The organism is Streptomyces sp. NPDC107575, assembly GCF_055657265.1.
Genome location: NZ_JBVKBG010000007.1, coordinates 30149 through 46889 on the forward strand (window position 1 = coordinate 30149; position 16741 = coordinate 46889).

Sequence of the window (16741 nt, forward strand, 5' to 3'; positions counted from 1 at the left end):
CGGGGCGTCGGCGTCGGCGAACATGTCGCCATGACGCTCACCGCCGCCGGGCTGCCGGGCGCGGACATCGCGTACGAGCGGGTCGCCGCCGATGTGGAGGCGCTGCACGCCGAGCTGGACGCGGCGCAGGCCGATTCCGCGCTGCCCGAGCAGCCGTCCGCCCACGACGCGTTGCACGACCTAGTCGTCCGGTTGCGGCTCCAGGGCTGATGCGCGGCGCGCGCGGATCAGGAAGTCCTCGACGCGGGCGCGGTCCGGTTCCGCGGGGAGGGGAGTGCGGGGCGCCGCCTCCTCGACCTCGGCCGCCAGGCGCGTCATCCGACGGTCCACCTCCGGCCAGGGCACCTCGCCGCGCTTGACCGCGAGCAGCGGTTCGCGGTCCGGGCCCACGTCGATCGTGAGCTTCCCGGTGCGCAGCAGATCGCGGCACGAGATCAGGAGACGCAGCAGGTGCATCGCGTGCTTCCAGCGCGGGGCGCCGTGGGTGCGGACGTCCGCTTCGAGCTTCTTGCGCTGGCCCGCGGCGTAGCGCGCGAACGTCTCGTGCGCTCGGCGGGAGAGGAACGCCTCGCGCAGCGACAGGAGTTCGCGGCCCGTGTCCGTGACCTGCTCGACCAGCGGCGAGTGCAGGCACTCCAGGATGTTCGGGTTGGCGCGCAGCGCCAGTTCGCAGAAGCGCTCCAGCTCCCACGAGAACTGCTCGTCCGCCGGGCCCTCGACGTGCGTCGGCGGCTTCTCGAAGCGCCAGAAGAGCGGCGTCGGGGCCAGGTACACGCCCCGGCGGTCCGTGTCGCTCGCGTCCGTGGCCAGGCCGAAGGCGCGTGACCCCATGACGCAGGAGTAGATGGTGTGGTCGCGCACCAGGTGTTCCCCGTTCATGGGGTGAGCGTAGGCGCAGCGGTCAGGCCAGCGTGATCGAGTCTCCGGTGACCTCGATCTGCCGGGGGTCCAGGGGGCGGGGTGCCGGGCCGCCCGCCACCGAGGCGTCGGCGATCTTGAACTTCGAGCCGTGGCAGGGGCAGTTGATGGTGCCGCCGGAGACGTCCTTGACCGTGCAGCCCTGGTGCGTGCACACCGCGGAGAAGGCCTTGAAGTCGCCCTTGGCCGGCTGGGTCACCACGACCTTGTCGTCGGGGAAGACCTTGCCGCCGCCGACCGGGACGGCGGAGGTCTTCGTCAGCTCGTCGGCCGCGGGCGGGTTCTTGGATCCCGTGCCGCTCGGCTTGGAGGGGGCGGAGGAGGGCTCCGATGCGGAGGTCTTCTCGCCCCCGTCGCCCCCGCCGCCCTCGTCCCCGTACTTGCTGCAGCCCGCCGCCAGCGCCGCCGTGCCCGCGACGAGGACGCTCCTGCGCGACGCGCTGCGCCTCATGTCGTCACTCCCACCGTCCGGAAGAACCACAGTGCCGACGTCAACCACAGCAGCGTCAGGACCGCGAACGCAAGACCGCCCACCACCGGCAGCAGCCAGCCCGGCAGCCGTTCCACCCGCAGCAGCAGCATCTTGGCGCTGAACGCCCCGAAGAAGAAGCAGCCGAAGAAGGAGTGCCACATGACCCGGGTCGAGTACGTCTGGTAGCCGAGCGCGTAGAGGCAGTGCACCGCCACGGGCACCGCGAGCAGGAACGCGACCCGGCCCGACCAGCGGTGCAGCGCGGGCGCCCAGGACGGGCCGCGCAGCTTCCCGTACACCATGAACGCCGAGACGATCTGGACGAGCGCGAAGGCGAAGGCCGCCGTGGCCAGCCAGGACTTCACCGCGCTCGTGCTGGAGAAACCGGCGAGGTTGAACGCCGTGCCCTCCGGGTCGTGCACCTTGCCGTACGCGCCGAGTGCCACGGCCACCGCCGCCGCCACGAGCGCGGGGACCAGGTAGCGGGCCGCGGACGGGCGGCGGTGGTCGGGGTTCGGGAAGCTCTGGGTGGCGGCGTTCGGGTCGACGGTCATGGGAACCCTCTCTGAACCCTCTGTCTCTGAACCCTCTGTCTCAGGACCCTCTGTCTCAGGACCCTCCGCGTGCCGTTCAGGGGACGACCGGGCGGGCCGTCAGGCGGTCGCCGTCGACCGTGACCGCGCCCGACTCCGGGTCGATGCGCGGTGCGGCGGACGGCTTGTCGTCGCGGCGGACGATGCCGACCTGGCGGCCGTCGGGCAGCACGATCCAGCCGCCGTCGATCTTCGCGCCGCGCACCTCGGTGGTCGCCCGGTACAGGCCGGACGGCTTGACGGCCTTCTTCGCCGTGAAGCCGTAGGGGTGGTCGTCGATGGTCGTGGTGCCGCGGACCCGGTCGCCGGTGAGCCGGCCCTCCAGCTTCGCGCCGTGCTTGCCGGACAGCTTCATCTCGCCGTCGTCCTCCACGTTCCCCTTCAGCCACGACTCCTTGGAGCGGCCGTCGCAGAAGTAGGCGATCGCCTTGTCGCCGCGTACGGAGATGGAGATCGCGGACGTGTCGTCGTCGGTGCGGCCCGCGTAGCTGGTCTTGGCGCGGGCCGTCCGCGTCGGGCTCGCCTCCGAAGGCCCCGGGGACTTCGAGGGCGACGGGCGTGCCTTCGAGGGCGACGCGGAGGCGGACGGCGTGACCTTCGCCGCGGGGGCCTCCCCGTACGACGAAGTGCCCTCGCCCGTCGTCGCGTTGAGCGACAGCATGAACAGGCCGAGGGCCAGTCCGGCGAGCAAGGTGAACAGCGGGCCCGAGCGCTTCATGACCGGGCCTCCCCCCGAGGCGGCAGCGGTACGGCCTCCATGCAAGCAGCTCCGGCCGGGTGGCGACAGGGGGCGGTTCGGGCGACATTGAGGTGGTCCGGGTTTCCTCGCAGGTGAATGTTCCGAAAGGCGCGTGACCATGGCCGGTAACGATCTGGGCGGTCTGCTCGGCGGTCTCCTCGGCGGAGGCGGCCAGGGCGGCGGCTCCGGCGGCGGCAACATCCTCGGCTCGCTCCTGGGCGGCCTCCTCGGCGGAGGCGCAGGTGGAGCGGGCGCCGGCGGCGGAGCGGGCGCCGGGTCCAATCCGCTGGGCGGCCTGCTCGAGGTGATCACGAAGTCGGGCCTGGTCGACAAGGGACAGCTCGACTCGTGGGTCGGCACGGGCGACAACCAGGCGCTCAGCCCCGATCAGGTCAAGCAGGCCGTGCCCGACGAGACCCTCGACAAGGTCGCCGCGGAGGCGGGCGTCAGCCGCGACGAGGCGGCCGCGCAGGTGGCCAAGGATCTGCCGCAGGTCGTCGACAGGCTCACCCCCGAGGGCCAGGTGCCGTCGTCCGGCTCCCTGGAGGACCTCATCAAGCAGCAGAAGCTCTGACCCGACGGCGTCGGGGCGCGCGGTGTCCGTCTCGGCAGACGGGCGCCGCGCACCCGCGTCCGCCGCCTTGATTACGCTGGCCTCCTATCCCATTGCACGTACATGGAAAAGGGGCAGTGACGTGGCGGTACGAGCGGTCCGGGGCGCCGTCCAACTCGAACGGGACGAGGCCGGGCACATGGACGAGCAGGTGAGCGAGCTGCTCACGGCCGTCCTTGAGCGCAACGAGCTGACCGCCGACGACCTGATCTCCATCTGGTTCACGGCCACGCCCGACCTGCACTCCGACTTCCCCGCCGCGGCCGCCCGCAAGCTCGGCATCGTCGACGTGCCCCTGATCTGCGCGCAGGAGCTCGACATCGCCGGCGCCCTGCCGCGCGTCGTCCGGATCCTCGCGCACATCGAGACCGAGCGGACCAAGGCCGAGGTCGCGCACGTGTACCTCGGCGCCGCGGCCACCCTCCGCAAGGACATCGCCCAGTGAGAACCGCACTCGTCATCGGCACCGGCCTGATCGGCACCTCCGCCGCCCTGGCCCTCGCCTCGCGCGGCGTCACCGTGCACCTCGCCGACCACGACCCCGGGCAGGCCCGCACCGCCGCCGCGCTCGGCGCCGGGACCGACGAGGCGCCCGAGGGACCCGTCGACCTGTGCGTCGTCGCCGTGCCGCCCGCGCACGTCGCCGCGCAGCTCGCCGACGCGATGCGCCGGGGCCTCGCCCGCGCCTACATCGACGTCGCCAGCGTCAAGGGCGGACCGCGCCGCGAGCTGGAGGAGCTGGGCCTCGACCTCACCCCGTACATCGGTACGCACCCGATGTCCGGCCGTGAGCGCAGCGGTCCGCTCGCGGCCAATGCCGACCTCTTCGAGGGGCGGCCGTGGGTGCTGACCCCGACCCGGGACACGGACACCGAGGTCCTGAACCTCGCCCTCGAGCTGGTCGCTCTGTGCCGGGCCGTCCCCGTCGTCATGGACTCCGACGCCCACGACCGGGCCGTCGCGCTCGTCTCGCACATGCCGCACCTGGTCTCCAGCATGGTCGCGGCCCGTCTGGAGCACGCCGAGGAGGCCGCCGTACGCCTCTGTGGGCAGGGCATCCGTGACGTGACGCGGATCGCGGCCTCGGACCCGCGGATGTGGATCGACATCCTCTCCGCGAACCCGGGTCCCGTCGCCGACCTGCTCTCCGCCGTCGCGGGCGACCTGGAGGAGACGGTGCAGGCCCTGCGCTCCCTCCAGTCCTCAGACGACGCCAAGCGCCGCGAGGGCGTGGACGGCGTCGAGACGATGCTGCGGCGGGGCAACGCGGGCCAGTCCCGGGTCCCCGGCAAGCACGGCGCGGCCCCGGCGGCGTACGAGATCGTGGCCGTCCTCATCTCCGACCAGCCGGGCGAGCTGGCGCGGATCTTCGCCGACGCGGGCGCGGCCGGCGTGAACATCGAGGACGTCCGCATCGAGCACGCGACCGGGCAGCAGGCCGGTTTCATGCAGCTCATGGTGCAGCCGGCGCAGGCGCCGAAGCTGACAGCCGCGCTGCGCGAGCGCGGCTGGGCGATGCGCCAGTAACGAGGCCCGCGGAGGCACGTAAGAAGGGGTCTTCCGGAGCCAGTAACCTTGTACGGGGCGCTTCCGCGCCCCGTACCCATGCCCCCGTGCACTGAGAAAGGTGTCCGTCACCTATGGAAACCGCCGCGACCGCCGCCGCAGCAGTGATCGTCGCCATCGACGGACCCTCCGGCACGGGCAAGTCGAGCACCTCCAAGGCCGTCGCCGCCCAGCTCGGCCTCAGCTACCTGGACACCGGCGCCCAGTACCGCGCGATCACCTGGTGGATGGTGAACAACGGCATCGACCTGGACGACCCGTCCGCGATCGCCGCCGTCGCCGGCAAGGCCGAGATCGTCTCCGGCACCGACCCGGCCGCCCCCACCATCACGGTGGACGGCACGGACGTGTCAGCGCCGATCCGCACCACCGAGGTCACCTCCAAGGTCAGCGCCGTCAGCGCCGTCCCCGAGGTGCGCGCCCGGATCACCGAGCTGCAGCGCACCATCGCGCTCGGCGCCGAGAAGGGCATCGTCGTCGAGGGCCGTGACATCGGTACGACCGTGCTGCCCGACGCCGACCTGAAGATCTTCCTCACGGCCTCGCCCGAGGCCCGCGCCGCCCGCCGCTCCGGCGAGCTCAAGGGCTCCGACGTGAAGGCCACGCAGGAGGCCCTCGTCGCCCGCGACAAGGCCGACTCGAGCCGCAAGACGTCGCCGCTGGCCAAGGCCGGGGACGCCGTCGAGGTCGACACCAGCGACCTCACGCTGCAGCAGGTCATCGAGTGCGTCGTCACCCTCGTCGAGGAGAAGCGGGACTCGAAGTGACCCAAGCGCCTTCCGAGCGGGGCGCCGAGGTCGGTCGGCGCATCGGCGTCGGCCTCATGTACGGGCTGTGGAAGCCGCGGGTCCTGGGATCCTGGCGGGTCCCCGCGACCGGCCCGGTGATACTCGCCGTGAACCACTCCCACAACATCGACGGACCCATGGTCATGGGCGTCGCCCCGCGTCCGACACACTTCCTGATCAAGCAGGAGGCGTTCGTCGGACCGCTCGGGCCGTTCCTCGACGGGATCGGGCAGGTGAAGGTCGACCGCACCAGCGCGGACCGCACGGCCATCACGCGCGCGCTCGGCGTGCTCTCCGACGGGGGAGTGCTCGGCATCTTCCCGGAGGGCACGCGCGGCGAGGGCGACTTCGCGTCGCTGCGGGCCGGACTCTCGTACTTCGCGGTGCGCAGCGGGGCGCCGATCGTCCCGGTCGCCGTGCTGGGAAGCACGGAGCGCCCGGGACGGTTGATAAAGAAGCTGCCCCCGCTCAGGAGCCGGGTCGACGTCGTCTTCGGCGACCCCTTCGAGGCGGGCGACGGCAGCGGACGGCGTACGCGCAAGGCGCTCGACGAGGCGACCGTGCGCATCCAGGAGCGGCTGACCGCCCACCTGGACAACGCCAGGCGCCTGACCGGGCGCTGAGCGAGACTTTCAGTAGTGCGGCTTTCCTGACACGAGGCGGGCGCACCGATCACCACGAATGAACGACGAGGTACGGACTTCATGAACGACCAGATCCAGCCCGAGGGCTCCCCGGAACACGAGCACGGGGAGCTGGGCGACGCTGAGTACGCGGAGTTCATGGAGCTCGCCGCGGAGGAGGGCTTCGACCTCGAGGACGTCGAGGGCGCGCTCGACGCCGCGGGCCACGGGCCGCTGCCCGTGCTCGCCGTCGTCGGCCGCCCGAATGTCGGCAAGTCGACCCTGGTGAACCGCATCATCGGGCGCCGCGAGGCCGTCGTCGAGGACAAGCCCGGCGTCACCCGCGACCGCGTCACCTACGAGGCCGAATGGGCCGGCCGCCGCTTCAAGGTCGTCGACACCGGCGGCTGGGAGCAGGACGTCCTCGGCATCGACGCGTCCGTGGCCGCGCAGGCCGAGTACGCGATCGAGGCCTCCGACGCCGTCGTCTTCGTCGTCGACGCCAAGGTCGGCGTCACCGACACCGACGAGGCCGTCGTGCGCCTGCTGCGCAAGGCCAACAAGCCGGTCGTGCTCTGCGCCAACAAGGTCGACGGCCCGAGCGGCGAGGCCGACGCCTCGTACCTGTGGTCCCTCGGCATCGGCGAGCCGCACCCGGTCTCCTCGCTGCACGGCCGCGGCACCGGCGACATGCTGGACGCCGTCCTGGAGGCCCTGCCCGAGGCCCCGCAGCAGAGCTTCGGCGGCGCCGGGCTCGGCGGTCCGCGCCGGATCGCCCTGATCGGCCGCCCGAACGTCGGTAAGTCGTCGCTTCTGAACAAGGTGGCGGACGAGGACCGCGTCGTCGTCAACGAGCTGGCGGGCACCACCCGCGACCCGGTCGACGAGCTGATCGAACTCGGCGGCGTCACCTGGAAGTTCGTCGACACGGCGGGCATCCGCAAGCGCGTCCACCTGCAGCAGGGCGCCGACTACTACGCCTCGCTGCGCACCGCCGCTGCCGTGGAGAAGGCGGAGGTCGCGGTCATCCTGATCGACTCCTCCGAGTCGATCTCCATCCAGGACCAGCGGATCGTGACGATGGCGGTCGAGGCGGGCCGCGCGATCGTCCTCGCCTTCAACAAGTGGGACACCCTCGACGAGGAGCGCCGCTACTACCTGGAGCGCGAGATCGAGACCGAGCTCGGCCAGGTCGCCTGGGCGCCCCGGGTGAACGTCTCGGCGCGCACGGGCCGGCACATGGAGAAGCTCGTCCCCGCGATCGAGACGGCCCTGGACGGCTGGGAGACGCGCATCCCGACGGGCCGGCTCAACGCCTTCCTCGGCGAACTCGTCGCCTCCCACCCGCACCCGGTGCGCGGCGGCAAGCAGCCCCGCATCCTGTTCGGCACGCAGGCCGCCTCCAAGCCGCCGCGGTTCGTGCTCTTCGCCTCCGGCTTCATCGAGCACGGCTACCGGCGCTTCATCGAGCGCCGCCTGCGCGAGGAGTTCGGCTTCGAGGGCACGCCGATCCACATCTCGGTGCGCGTGCGCGAGAAGCGCGGCAAGAAGAAGTAGTCCCGCTTCAGCGGGAGCACAGGCGAACGCCGCCGGTGGAGGGATCCACTCGGCGGCGTCGTGCTGTGCGGGGCGGGGAGGTCAGTGCTCCCGGCGCGGTCCCGGCGGCAGGGCCGCGGGGAAGTGCCGTCCCGTGGTGTGCTGCGGGGGGTACGGCTGCCAGCGCGGCGGATGGTGCGGGCGCGGGCCGTGGAGCGGGTCGAAGCCCCTGAACCCCAGGTCCTCCTCGCCGCTGCGGTCGCCGGGCAGCGTGCGGAAGGAGCGGCGCCACTCCGCGTACAGGGCGTCGTAGATCGGGGTCACCGACGGGCCGCTCCCCGCGTGGCCGCCCACGGCATGGCCGCCCGGCTGCTCCTCCGCGGGGCGCATCGACGGGATGTGGTTCTGATACGGCTGGTGCCGTCGGGACGAAGGGGTGGAACCGGACGCGGGGGATGAGGTGGGGTCGTATGGGTGCACGTATGTGCCAACGAACAGGGCCCCCGACGGATGCGCCCTTGGCCTGCGCTGTTGCGGGCTGTCAGCGGTGTGACCGGCGCGTTCGTGGGGGCCCTTGGGGGGCCGCCAGGCCGGATCAGGTGCCGGCGAGCGGCATCGCGGCGGCCACCAGACGGCCGTTCGCCGCCGCCTTGTCGAGGGCCTGACGGAGCAGGTCCTCGCGCGGCTGGTGGCCGATCGAACCGGCGGAGGCGGCGAAGACGAGCACCGTCTGCGTCTTGTTCGCCGCGGTCCGCCAGCCCTCCGTGACCAGGAGCGGCTGGTGCGCCTGCCACCAGGCGACCTGGGCGGCGGAGCCCCCGGTGCCGGGCTGCAGGATCGCGTGCAGCTGGCCCATGGCGAGCAGCACCGACCAGCCGCCGAGGATCGAGGGGACCCCGTCGAGCGAGGTGGCCGGCATGAAGCCCTGCTCGATCAGGAGCGGCAGGAAGTCGTCCCCGTCGGTCGTCGTGCCGGGGCGGGCGATCGGGCCCGTCGGCTCGACGACGAGGGCGGGGTGCGTCGTGTCGCCGATCAGCACGAGGCCGCTGGTGACGCCGAGCACGGCCTGCGAGGGCGCGGCGGGGGCGCCGCCGTCGGGCTGCGCGGCCGGGGCGTCCTGGCCGCCGCCGACGGACTGCACGGCGCCCTGCAGCTGGTCCTCCGCGACCTGGACGACCTGCGAGGGCAGGCAGGAGGCGTGGGCGAAGGCGAGCACGGCGGTCTCGTCGCCGACGAACAGGACGGTGCTGGTCGGCTGCTGCTGCGAGTCGCCCGGCGTGCGGCAGGAGGTGCAGTCGTAGCTGCCGGGGGCGTTGTCGCCGGCCATCAGGCGGTCGGCTTCTTCGTCGCCGATCTCGGCGCGTACGTCGTTGCTGACGTCGAGCAAGCGAGGCACGGGGACTCCTCAGGGATCTGTTGGACCGATCGGGGTGATCGGCCACGGTCAGGCGAGTGCTTATGAAGGGACAACGGATGATCTGTGTCCTCGGTCACGCCCCGATCGGAACGGAATCACCTCATCCGGCGCACACCGTGAACGAACGCCCGGAACCCGTCACTCCACGCCAACTTGTTGGTTTTCCAAGGAAGTTGGACCGGTGAAGTGGGTCACAGATCATCGGGACGACAGGTCGACAAATCCTGAAATCCTTGTATCTATCGGTTGGCCGAAAAACGCCGGTACTCCGGGTAACGGCGAACTGGCCTGGCGGGACGGGCCGTTGGTTGCCGCGGCCGTCGTGGGCTGCCTAGATTCCACCGCCGTCCGCAACGAGCAGTCCACGAGAGGGATTCTCATGTCCGCGCCGATCCGTACGGCACACACGACAGCGGTCCTCGCCGGGGTGGCCCTCGCCGCCCCACTCGGTCTCCTCGCCCTCGCCGGCCCCGCCCCAGCGGCGGACGGCGGCGTGTGGGACCGCATCGCCCGCTGCGAGAGCGGCGGCAACTGGCACATCAACACCGGGAACGGCTACTACGGCGGCCTCCAGTTCTCGGCAGGCACGTGGCGCGCGTACGGCGGAGGGGCCTACGCGGCGACCGCAGACCGGGCCAGCAAGGGGCAGCAGATCGCCGTCGCCACCAAGGTGCAGCGCGCGCAGGGCTGGGGCGCCTGGCCCACCTGTGCGGCACGGGCAGGCGCGTACGGCAGCGCGCCGGGCGTGCAGTCGGCACCCGAGGCGGCACCCAAAGCAGCGCCCAAGGCGGCGCCGAAGGCAGCTCCCAAGGTCGCGCAGAAGCCGCGCACTTCAGGCCACACCGACCGCGGCGCCACCCGCCGCGGTGGCTACGTCGTCCGAGGCGGCGACACCCTCGGCCGCATCGCCGCGGCCCACGGCACCACCTGGCAGCGCCTCTACGCCGCGAACCGGGCGGTGATCGGCGGCGACCCCGACCTGATCCTGCCGGGGCAGCGGCTGCTGCTGCGCTGACCACCTGTGCGCCACGCGGCCCCGCCCCGTCCGCCGACCGGGTGGGGCCGCGCGGCGGGCGCGGCGCGGCACGACGGGCGGCCGCGCACCGGCTGCCTACCGTCCGCGCTATGCACCTGAGCGCTACGTTTCCGAAGGCGCACGGCCCGCGGCGGTGGACGGCGGCCCTGCTGGGCGCGCTGCTCGCCCTGGCCGCGCTCCCGGCCCTCGCCGCCCGGGCGGACGCCGCCGAGCCGTACGAATGCGCCAAGACCGAGTGGCCGTGGTCCTGCCTCGCGGAGTGCGAGAGCGGCAACGACTGGGACGAGAACACCGGCAATTCCTTCTACGGGGGGCTCCAGTTCCGGCAGTCCACCTGGGAGGAGCACGGCGGCCTGCAGTACGCGCCGCGCGCCGACCTCGCGACCCGTGCCGAGCAGATCAAGGTCGCGGAGGAGGTGCTGCGCACTCAGGGCTGGGAGGCGTGGCCGGTCTGCTCCAAGCGGTACGGGCTCAAGGGCCGCGTCCACGTGGTGCAGCGCGGCGACACGCTGGCGTCCATCGCGCGGCGCTTCGAGGTGGAGGGCGGGGCGCAGGCGCTCTACCAGGCCAACCGCGACGTGATCGGCCCGCACCCGGACCGGCTCGACGAGGGGACGACCTTGGTCATCCCCGAGCCGGGGGAGTCGACGGGGGCGGCGGGCTCGTCGGGCTGAGCGGGGACGACCGGTGCGGCGGGCCCTCGGTGGCCTCGCCGCGGAAGACGACCGCGCCGCGCCGGAGTTCGTACACGAACACGGGCGTCCCGCGCAGGCCGGGCGGCAGGCGCTGTTCGGCGAGGACCACGCAGGCGTCGAGTCCGCGCAGGAGGGCGTGGGTGCGGGCGGCGACCGGCGGGGCCATGCCCTGGGTGGGCTCGTCGACGAGGACGACGCGGGCGCGGGAGACCAGGGCCCGAGAGACGGCGAGCATCCGCTGCTCGCCGCCGGAGAGGGTGCCGGCGCGGCGGGCGAGGAGGGGGCGCAGCTCGGGGTAGGCGTCGAGGGCGGCGCCGAAGTCCCGCTCGTGCGCGGCGAGGCGGAGGTTCTCGGCCACCGTGAGACCGGCGAAGACGGCCTGCCGGTCGGGTACGAGGCGCAGACCCGCGGCCGCGCGGGCGTGGGCGGTGTGCCGGGTGACGTCGGCCCCGTCCCAGACCACGGACCCGGCGGTGAGCCGTACGGTGCCGGCGAGGGCGCGCAGGGCGGTGCTGCGGCCGGAGCCGTTCGGCCCGAGCAGCACGGTGAGCGCGCGGTCGGGGGCGGCCAGGGTGACGCCGTGGAGCGCCTCCAGGGGGCCGTAGCGGACGCGGGCGTCGCGCAGTTGGATGCCACCGCCGGGGGCGGACGTCATGACGGCCCCGGGGCGCGGTCGAGGACGGAGTCCGGGGTGCCCGAGCTCACGATGCGGCCCGCCGCCATCACGTGCACGGTGTCCGCGAGTTCGGCGACGAGGTCCAGGTCGTGCTCGACGACGAGGACGGCGACGCCGTCGTCGGCGAGTGCCCGCAGCAGGCGGGCGAGGGCGGCGACTTCGGCGGGGTCGAGTCCGGCGGTCGGTTCGTCGAGCAGCAGTACGTGCGGGTCGCCGGCCAGCGCGCGGGCCAGTTCGACGCGGCGCAACGTTCCGGTGGGCAGCCCGTCCGTCTCCTGCCCGCCCCGCAGGCCGAACAGGCGCGTCATCCGCTCCACGGCCGCCGGGTTCCGTACGCGGCCCTGCTCGGCGCCGACCCGGATGTTCTCGGCCACGGTCAACGAGGGGAAGACGACGAGCTGTTGGAAGGTGCGGGCGATGCCGAGTCTGGTGCGGGTGTGGGCGGGGAGGTGGGTGATGTCCCGTGGGCCGAGCCGGATCCGGCCGGCGTCGGGGCGGACCGTTCCGGCGAGGCAGTGGAAGAGGGTGCTTTTTCCGGCGCCGTTGGGCCCGACGATGGCGGTGACCGTGCCGATCCGGAGGCGGATGGTGGTGTTCTGGAGGACGGGGTGGGTGTTGTAGGTGACGGTGAGGTCGGTGGCCGATAGTGCGATCGGCGTCGGTCTCGTTGCGGTCGGCCGGTCCCACGTCTCGGGGCTCTGCCCCGGACCCCGCGGGCTCTCGTCCGACAAGCGCGCTTGATTTGGCCGACCGGGCCTTGGGCCCCGGAGTCGGATGCTCACACCCCGCCCCACCAGCACCGCCAGCACCCCGATCGCCAGCGCCGCGACCCCGCCCCGGGCCCCCGCGTCCAGGCCCACCAGGAGGCCCGCCCCGATGAGCGCGCCGAGCGGGGCGTCCGCGCCCAGGACCACCACCGCCGCGAACCACAGCAGGCCCCGCACCGGGTCGTACGCCGACGGGTCGAAGGAGCGCAGGCCGAAGGTGAGGAGGCCGCCTCCCAGCGCCGCGAGTCCCGCCCCCACCACGAACACCGCGACCTTGAGACCCGGCACCCCGACCCCCGCCGCCGACGCCCCCGCCTCGTGGTCCCGCACCGCCGCGAGCGCCCGGCCCACGCGTCCCCGGCGCAGGCCCGCCACGATCGCCAACGCGCCGACCAGCAAGGCGAGTTCGAGTACGTAGAACGCCCTGTCGTTCCCGAAGCCCGCAGGCCGCGGCGGCGTGAGGCCGGACGTCGCGTACGGCTGGGCGAACACGAAGCGGCTCACCCCGACCCCCACCGCGAAGGTCGCGAGCGCAAGGGCGAGACCGTGCCGCCGGATCGCGGGTGCGGCGGTCAGCAGGCCGAGGGGTGCCACCATCGCCACCGCCACCAAGAGGGCGGGGATGCCCGGGAGTTGGGGGAGGCCCGGGAAGCGGCCCGTCGCCAGCAGCGCCGCGAAGAGGGCCCCCAGGCCCGCGAACGCCCCCTGCCCGAGCGCGAGTTGGCCCGCTCTTCCCGTCACCACCACCAAGGACAACAGGATCAGCGCCAGCGCCGGTACCTGGATCGACGTCCGCAGGTCCGAGCCCGCGAACCCGAGCGGCAGCAGGAACAGCACCCCCGCCACCAGCCAGGCACCCCGCGGAGCGGCCCGCGTCCGGCGGGTCACCGTCGTCGGCAGCGCCCCCTTCCCGCCCACGCCCGGCAGCGCGAGCGCCGCCACCAGTAGCGCCACCACGAACAGATTCGCCCCCACCGCCTGGACCAGCGGCTCGGCCCAGCCGCTCGGATGCAGCCGCGTCATCTGGCTCTGCGCGACCCCGATCGCGAGCGCCGCCCCCACCGCCACCCCGAGCCGCCGCATGCCCGCCGCGACCGCCACCGCCACGACCTCCATCACCAGCAACGGCAGCCCGTACGGGTCGAGGCGTACGTAGGGGGCCAGGAGCACCCCCGTCAGGCCCGCCGTGAACGTGCCGAAGGCCCAGCCCGCCGCGGCGACGCGGTCCGCGTCGATCCCGCCGAGCACGGCCAGCGGACGGTTGTCGACGACCGCCCGCAGCTCACCGCCGAACCGCGTCCAGCGCGTCACCGCCCACACCGTGCCCCCGATCGCGCAGGCCACCGCGAGCTGCCCCCACGGCTCCCCGCCGATCAGCCTCGGCGCGTCCTCCTGCGCCCCCGTGCCCCACAGCAGTGCCGCCGCCCCGACGAGGAGGACGAACACGCCGATGGACGCCACCAGGGTGCGCGCCGGGTCGTTCCCCGCGAGGGCCAGTGGCCTGAACACCCAGCGTTCCAGGGCGAGTCCGAACCCCGGAGCCACCACCAGGAGCACCAGCGCCGCGGCCGCCCACAGCGGCACATCCCACACCACCACCAGCTGCCGCAGCAGATACGCGCAGAGCATCGCGACCGCGCCGTGCGCGAAGTTGAGGACGCCCGTCGCCCGGTAGGTGACGATCAGGCCGATCCCGGTGAGCGCCGCCGCCGCTCCCACCGAGAGCCCGGCCAGCGTGAGGTCGTAACTGAGGGACGACACGACCTCGGCTCCTCAACTCCCGGTGGGCGGGTCGCAGATGGGGCACGGGCCGAGGCCCGCCTCCGTGATCGCGCCAGGGTCCACGGGCACCGCCCGCGGCTTGCCCTCGACGAGCGGGCAGTCGGCGCGGTGCCACAGCGTGCCGCCGGGCGCCATGAGCAGTCGGCCGCTGGAGGCGAGCGGGGGCGGGGGATCCGCGTCCCCCGGCGCCGGTTCGGCCGTGACCAGCAGCTCGTAGAGGCGCTCCACGCGCGAGGCGGCGAGCAGGTCCCTGCCGTGCGTGAGGAGCACCGCGCCCGCGACGATCAGGGCCGCGCCCGGCACCGTGCAGGAGGCCAGATAGGGGAGCTGGCGCTCGGCGAAGCGTTCGCCCGACATGCCGTACCAGCCGATCACGCAGAGCACCGCGCCGACGGTGAGCGCCGCGAGCCCCGCCCACAGGGCCGGGTGCACAGTACGTATTCGGGCAGTCCGCATCGCCGGCCCCCACTGGTGCGCGCGTGTGTCTGGCCTTGTCCGCCGATCGCTTGCACTATGCCTTTTGGAGCACAACTCCGAAAGCTCCGGGGACAGTTGGCGAAGCATTCGCGATCTCGGCGAGGCCGCCGACCCCGTCCCCGGACCGACACCCGGCGGTGGCCTGATGGTTCTCTGGAGCACATCTCGCGCGGCTCGCGGACGGGGCGCGGCGCTCGCCGTCGCCCTGGCCCTGGTCCTCGGCCCCGCCCTGGCGGCCTGCGGCGACGACAGCGGAGGCGACGACAGCGCCCCGCCGACACCGCGCTCGAAGGAGCCCACCAACAAGGAGCCCACGAGCGAGGAGCCCTCGTCGGCGCGGCCCAGTGGCAGCGGGCCCGCCGACCGGGCCGCCGCCGAGAAGGAGATCAAGACGAACTGGAAGAAGTTCTTCGACCCGAAGGTGTCGATGAAGGACAAGGAGGCCGTCCTGGAGGACGGCGCCAAGATGCGCCCGGTCCTGAAGGGCTTCAGCGGTGACAAGCGCGGCGGCCAGGTGGAGGCCACCGTCACCGAGGTCGCCTTCACCTCGGCGACCGCGGCCGACGTGACGTACGGCCTCGCCCTCAAGGGCGCGACGGTGCTGCCCGACGCCAAGGGGACGTCCGTCGAGCAGGGCGGCACCTGGAAGGTGTCCGTCAACACCCTGTGCGCGCTGGTGCAGTTGAGCGGCAATGCGTCGCCGGGCCCGGGCTGCTGAGGCGCTCGCCGCGGGTCTGGCCCTCCTCGCCGTCGCGGCCTGCGGGTCCCGGCTGCCGGAGAGCGACTTCGAGGACCGCTCCGCGCCCGCGCCGCGGACCACCACCCCGCTCCGGGTCGGCATCATCACCAGCGCCACCAGCCCCGTCGGCGGCGCCACCTTCACCGACACCCGCGACGGCGCGCAGGCGTACTTCCGGAAGCTGAACCGGCAGGGCGGCATCCACGGGCGCCGCGTCGAGGTGCACCTGTGCGACGACGGCGGCAGCGGCGTCGGCAACACCTCCTGCGTGCACAAGCTCGTCGACGAGCAGAAGGTCGTCGCCCTCGTGGCCACCACGGCGCTGGACTACGCGGGCGCGGAACGCGTCTCCCACGCGCGCGTGCCCGACATCGGCGGCCAGCCGATCGGCGCCGCCTACGACACCTATCCGCACCTGTACGGGATCTACGGCAGCCTCGCGCCCCGCGAAGGGACGCCGGGCTGGGACGGGAAGCTGTACGGCGGCACCGAGGTCTACCGCTACTTCAAGCGCGAGCACGGCGCCCGCACCGCCGCCGTCGTCTCCTACAACCAGGCCGCCTCGGCCGCGTACGCCCGCCTGGTGACGCGCGGGCTCCGGGCCGAGGGCTACCGCGTCGTCACCGAGCAGCTCGACTTCGCTCTGCCCAACTTCCGGGCCGCGGCCGCCGACCTGAAGGACGCGAAGGCCGACCTCGTCTTCGACGCCATCGACGCGCACGGCAACGCGCGGCTGTGCGAGGCCATGGACGAGGCGGGCGCCCGCGTCACCGCGAAGGTCACGAACGTACAGAACTGGACCTCGACCGTCCGGTCCGCCTACAAGAAGGCGCCGCACTGCCGCGCCTCCCTGTGGGCCACCGGCGCGAGCCGCAACTACGAGGACACCGGCCACCCCGCCGTGCGCGCCTTCCGGGAGGCGACCAAGGGGCTGCGGACGCACTCGCAGTGGCAGCTGGAGGGCTGGGCCGCCGCCCTGTGGTTCACGGACGCCGCGCGTTCCTGTCGCACGGTCACGCGCGCGTGCGTCGACCGTTTCATGGAGCGCCGCGTACGGTACTCGGCCGATGGGCTGCTGCTTCCCGTGACGTTCGCGCAGCACGAGAAGCCGCCGAGAACTCGAAAGACGTGCCTGTCGGTCGCGAGATGGACCGACGCGAAAGGCTGGGTCACTCAGGGCGGCGATATGACGCACACCTGTTTTGACGTTCCGCAGCTCTCCTACCAGCCATGACGTACCCCCTGATGGGTGATTTGGCGAGAAGGTTCCCGAAAACATCTACCAATCCGGCATCTGTTCAGGA

Annotated in this window: 20 protein-coding genes; 11 read left to right on the forward strand and 9 right to left on the reverse strand. The window is 73.1% G+C overall.

The window, feature by feature from the left end; all coding sequences use genetic code 11:
• The first annotated feature begins 30 nt into the window (after positions 1–30).
• On the forward strand, positions 31–210 hold the full coding sequence (locus ACZ7L4_RS32535) for a hypothetical protein (RefSeq protein ID WP_472108218.1): 180 nt from the start codon (positions 31–33) through the stop codon (positions 208–210).
• Here ACZ7L4_RS32535 and ACZ7L4_RS32540 read toward each other — a convergent pair.
• From ACZ7L4_RS32540 to ACZ7L4_RS32555, 4 genes are all read right to left on the reverse strand, one after another.
• A complete protein-coding gene (locus ACZ7L4_RS32540; protein ID WP_472108220.1) occupies positions 181–879 on the reverse strand; it encodes a nucleotidyltransferase domain-containing protein in 699 nt (232 codons plus the stop codon). The two genes, ACZ7L4_RS32535 and ACZ7L4_RS32540, sit on opposite strands and share 30 nt — an antisense overlap.
• A gap of 22 nt (positions 880–901) precedes the next feature.
• On the reverse strand, positions 902–1369 hold the full coding sequence (locus ACZ7L4_RS32545) for a Rieske (2Fe-2S) protein (RefSeq protein WP_472108221.1): 468 nt from the start codon (positions 1367–1369) through the stop codon (positions 902–904).
• Positions 1366–1944 (reverse strand): DUF6529 family protein, encoded by a 579-nt coding sequence (locus ACZ7L4_RS32550; RefSeq protein WP_472108223.1) that lies wholly within the window; start codon positions 1942–1944, stop codon positions 1366–1368. Before ACZ7L4_RS32550 ends, ACZ7L4_RS32545 begins: the two co-directional genes overlap by 4 nt.
• A gap of 76 nt (positions 1945–2020) precedes the next feature.
• Complete coding sequence (locus tag ACZ7L4_RS32555) at positions 2021–2701, reverse strand: hypothetical protein (protein ID WP_472108224.1); 681 nt, start codon at positions 2699–2701, stop codon at positions 2021–2023.
• 139 nt (positions 2702–2840) lie between these two features.
• Between ACZ7L4_RS32555 and ACZ7L4_RS32560 the strand changes: the two genes are divergently transcribed.
• The 6 genes from ACZ7L4_RS32560 to der all read left to right on the forward strand — a co-directional run bounded on the left by ACZ7L4_RS32560 (position 2841) and on the right by der (position 7869).
• Positions 2841–3296 (forward strand): YidB family protein, encoded by a 456-nt coding sequence (locus ACZ7L4_RS32560; RefSeq protein ID WP_472108226.1) that lies wholly within the window; start codon positions 2841–2843, stop codon positions 3294–3296.
• Between the two features lie 121 nt (positions 3297–3417).
• Positions 3418–3780 carry a chorismate mutase gene (gene aroH / locus ACZ7L4_RS32565; protein ID WP_266721209.1) on the forward strand — a complete coding sequence of 121 codons (363 nt, stop codon included), beginning with the start codon at positions 3418–3420 and terminating at the stop codon, positions 3778–3780.
• Complete coding sequence (locus ACZ7L4_RS32570; RefSeq protein ID WP_472108228.1) at positions 3777–4862, forward strand: prephenate dehydrogenase; 1086 nt, start codon at positions 3777–3779, stop codon at positions 4860–4862. Before aroH ends, ACZ7L4_RS32570 begins: the two co-directional genes overlap by 4 nt.
• A gap of 113 nt (positions 4863–4975) precedes the next feature.
• On the forward strand, positions 4976–5668 hold the full coding sequence (cmk, locus tag ACZ7L4_RS32575; RefSeq protein ID WP_472108230.1) for a (d)CMP kinase: 693 nt from the start codon (positions 4976–4978) through the stop codon (positions 5666–5668).
• Positions 5665–6312, forward strand: a complete 648-nt coding sequence (locus ACZ7L4_RS32580) for a lysophospholipid acyltransferase family protein (RefSeq protein WP_450816947.1) — start codon at positions 5665–5667, stop codon at positions 6310–6312. Before cmk ends, ACZ7L4_RS32580 begins: the two co-directional genes overlap by 4 nt.
• A gap of 81 nt (positions 6313–6393) precedes the next feature.
• Positions 6394–7869, forward strand: coding sequence for a ribosome biogenesis GTPase Der (gene der / locus ACZ7L4_RS32585; RefSeq protein ID WP_472108232.1), 1476 nt, complete (start codon positions 6394–6396; stop codon positions 7867–7869).
• Positions 7870–7950: 81 nt separating this feature from the next.
• On the opposite strand, the gene ACZ7L4_RS32590 is transcribed toward der, so the two are convergent.
• Both ACZ7L4_RS32590 and ACZ7L4_RS32595 read right to left on the reverse strand, forming a co-directional pair.
• Entirely contained in the window at positions 7951–8238 is a 288-nt protein-coding gene (locus ACZ7L4_RS32590) for a hypothetical protein (protein WP_450816951.1), read from the reverse strand.
• 205 nt (positions 8239–8443) lie between these two features.
• Complete coding sequence (locus ACZ7L4_RS32595; protein WP_472108234.1) at positions 8444–9244, reverse strand: hypothetical protein; 801 nt, start codon at positions 9242–9244, stop codon at positions 8444–8446.
• Positions 9245–9644: 400 nt separating this feature from the next.
• Here ACZ7L4_RS32595 and ACZ7L4_RS32600 point away from each other — a divergent pair, with 400 nt between their 5' ends.
• Together ACZ7L4_RS32600 and ACZ7L4_RS32605 are read left to right on the forward strand one after the other, a co-directional pair.
• Positions 9645–10280, forward strand: coding sequence for a LysM peptidoglycan-binding domain-containing protein (locus tag ACZ7L4_RS32600; RefSeq protein ID WP_472108236.1), 636 nt, complete (start codon positions 9645–9647; stop codon positions 10278–10280).
• 110 nt (positions 10281–10390) lie between these two features.
• Positions 10391–10975, forward strand: a complete 585-nt coding sequence (locus ACZ7L4_RS32605; RefSeq protein WP_472108238.1) for a transglycosylase family protein — start codon at positions 10391–10393, stop codon at positions 10973–10975.
• Here the strand turns inward: ACZ7L4_RS32605 and ACZ7L4_RS32610 are convergent.
• Genes ACZ7L4_RS32610 through ACZ7L4_RS32620 form a run of 3 tightly spaced genes read right to left on the reverse strand, consistent with a single transcriptional unit; the run spans position 10926 to position 14677 of the window.
• Positions 10926–11651, reverse strand: a complete 726-nt coding sequence (locus tag ACZ7L4_RS32610; protein ID WP_472108240.1) for an ATP-binding cassette domain-containing protein — start codon at positions 11649–11651, stop codon at positions 10926–10928. The two genes, ACZ7L4_RS32605 and ACZ7L4_RS32610, sit on opposite strands and share 50 nt — an antisense overlap.
• Complete coding sequence (locus tag ACZ7L4_RS32615) at positions 11648–14200, reverse strand: ABC transporter permease subunit (protein WP_472108242.1); 2553 nt, start codon at positions 14198–14200, stop codon at positions 11648–11650. The genes ACZ7L4_RS32610 and ACZ7L4_RS32615 overlap by 4 nt, the downstream gene beginning before the upstream one ends.
• A 12-nt stretch (positions 14201–14212) precedes the next feature.
• Positions 14213–14677: a hypothetical protein gene (locus tag ACZ7L4_RS32620; RefSeq protein WP_472108244.1), complete on the reverse strand. Its 465-nt coding sequence runs from the start codon at positions 14675–14677 to the stop codon at positions 14213–14215.
• Between the two features lie 166 nt (positions 14678–14843).
• Between ACZ7L4_RS32620 and ACZ7L4_RS32625 the strand changes: the two genes are divergently transcribed.
• Complete coding sequence (locus tag ACZ7L4_RS32625; protein ID WP_472108246.1) at positions 14844–15416, forward strand: MTB12 C-terminal domain-containing protein; 573 nt, start codon at positions 14844–14846, stop codon at positions 15414–15416.
• On the forward strand, positions 15391–16671 hold the full coding sequence (locus tag ACZ7L4_RS32630; RefSeq protein WP_472108248.1) for an ABC transporter substrate-binding protein: 1281 nt from the start codon (positions 15391–15393) through the stop codon (positions 16669–16671). Before ACZ7L4_RS32625 ends, ACZ7L4_RS32630 begins: the two co-directional genes overlap by 26 nt.
• Positions 16672–16741: the final 70 nt, after the last annotated feature.

Excerpts from the sequence above, each read along its gene's own strand:
- der (WP_472108232.1), top strand. The coding sequence starts at position 6,394 with ATGAACGACCAGATCCAGCCCGAGGGCTCCCCGGAACACGAGCACGGG.
- ACZ7L4_RS32540 (WP_472108220.1), bottom strand. The coding sequence starts at position 879 with ATGAACGGGGAACACCTGGTGCGCGACCACACCATCTACTCCTGCGTC.
- ACZ7L4_RS32535 (WP_472108218.1), top strand. The coding sequence starts at position 31 with ATGACGCTCACCGCCGCCGGGCTGCCGGGCGCGGACATCGCGTACGAG.
- ACZ7L4_RS32605 (WP_472108238.1), top strand. The coding sequence starts at position 10,391 with ATGCACCTGAGCGCTACGTTTCCGAAGGCGCACGGCCCGCGGCGGTGG.
- cmk (WP_472108230.1), top strand. The coding sequence starts at position 4,976 with ATGGAAACCGCCGCGACCGCCGCCGCAGCAGTGATCGTCGCCATCGAC.
- ACZ7L4_RS32610 (WP_472108240.1), bottom strand. The coding sequence starts at position 11,651 with ATGACGTCCGCCCCCGGCGGTGGCATCCAACTGCGCGACGCCCGCGTC.
- ACZ7L4_RS32545 (WP_472108221.1), bottom strand. The coding sequence starts at position 1,369 with ATGAGGCGCAGCGCGTCGCGCAGGAGCGTCCTCGTCGCGGGCACGGCG.
- ACZ7L4_RS32630 (WP_472108248.1), top strand. The coding sequence starts at position 15,391 with ATGCGTCGCCGGGCCCGGGCTGCTGAGGCGCTCGCCGCGGGTCTGGCC.
- ACZ7L4_RS32560 (WP_472108226.1), top strand. The coding sequence starts at position 2,841 with ATGGCCGGTAACGATCTGGGCGGTCTGCTCGGCGGTCTCCTCGGCGGA.
- ACZ7L4_RS32550 (WP_472108223.1), bottom strand. The coding sequence starts at position 1,944 with ATGACCGTCGACCCGAACGCCGCCACCCAGAGCTTCCCGAACCCCGAC.
- ACZ7L4_RS32600 (WP_472108236.1), top strand. The coding sequence starts at position 9,645 with ATGTCCGCGCCGATCCGTACGGCACACACGACAGCGGTCCTCGCCGGG.
- ACZ7L4_RS32590 (WP_450816951.1), bottom strand. The coding sequence starts at position 8,238 with ATGCGCCCCGCGGAGGAGCAGCCGGGCGGCCATGCCGTGGGCGGCCAC.
- ACZ7L4_RS32620 (WP_472108244.1), bottom strand. The coding sequence starts at position 14,677 with ATGCGGACTGCCCGAATACGTACTGTGCACCCGGCCCTGTGGGCGGGG.
- ACZ7L4_RS32555 (WP_472108224.1), bottom strand. The coding sequence starts at position 2,701 with ATGAAGCGCTCGGGCCCGCTGTTCACCTTGCTCGCCGGACTGGCCCTC.
- ACZ7L4_RS32625 (WP_472108246.1), top strand. The coding sequence starts at position 14,844 with ATGGTTCTCTGGAGCACATCTCGCGCGGCTCGCGGACGGGGCGCGGCG.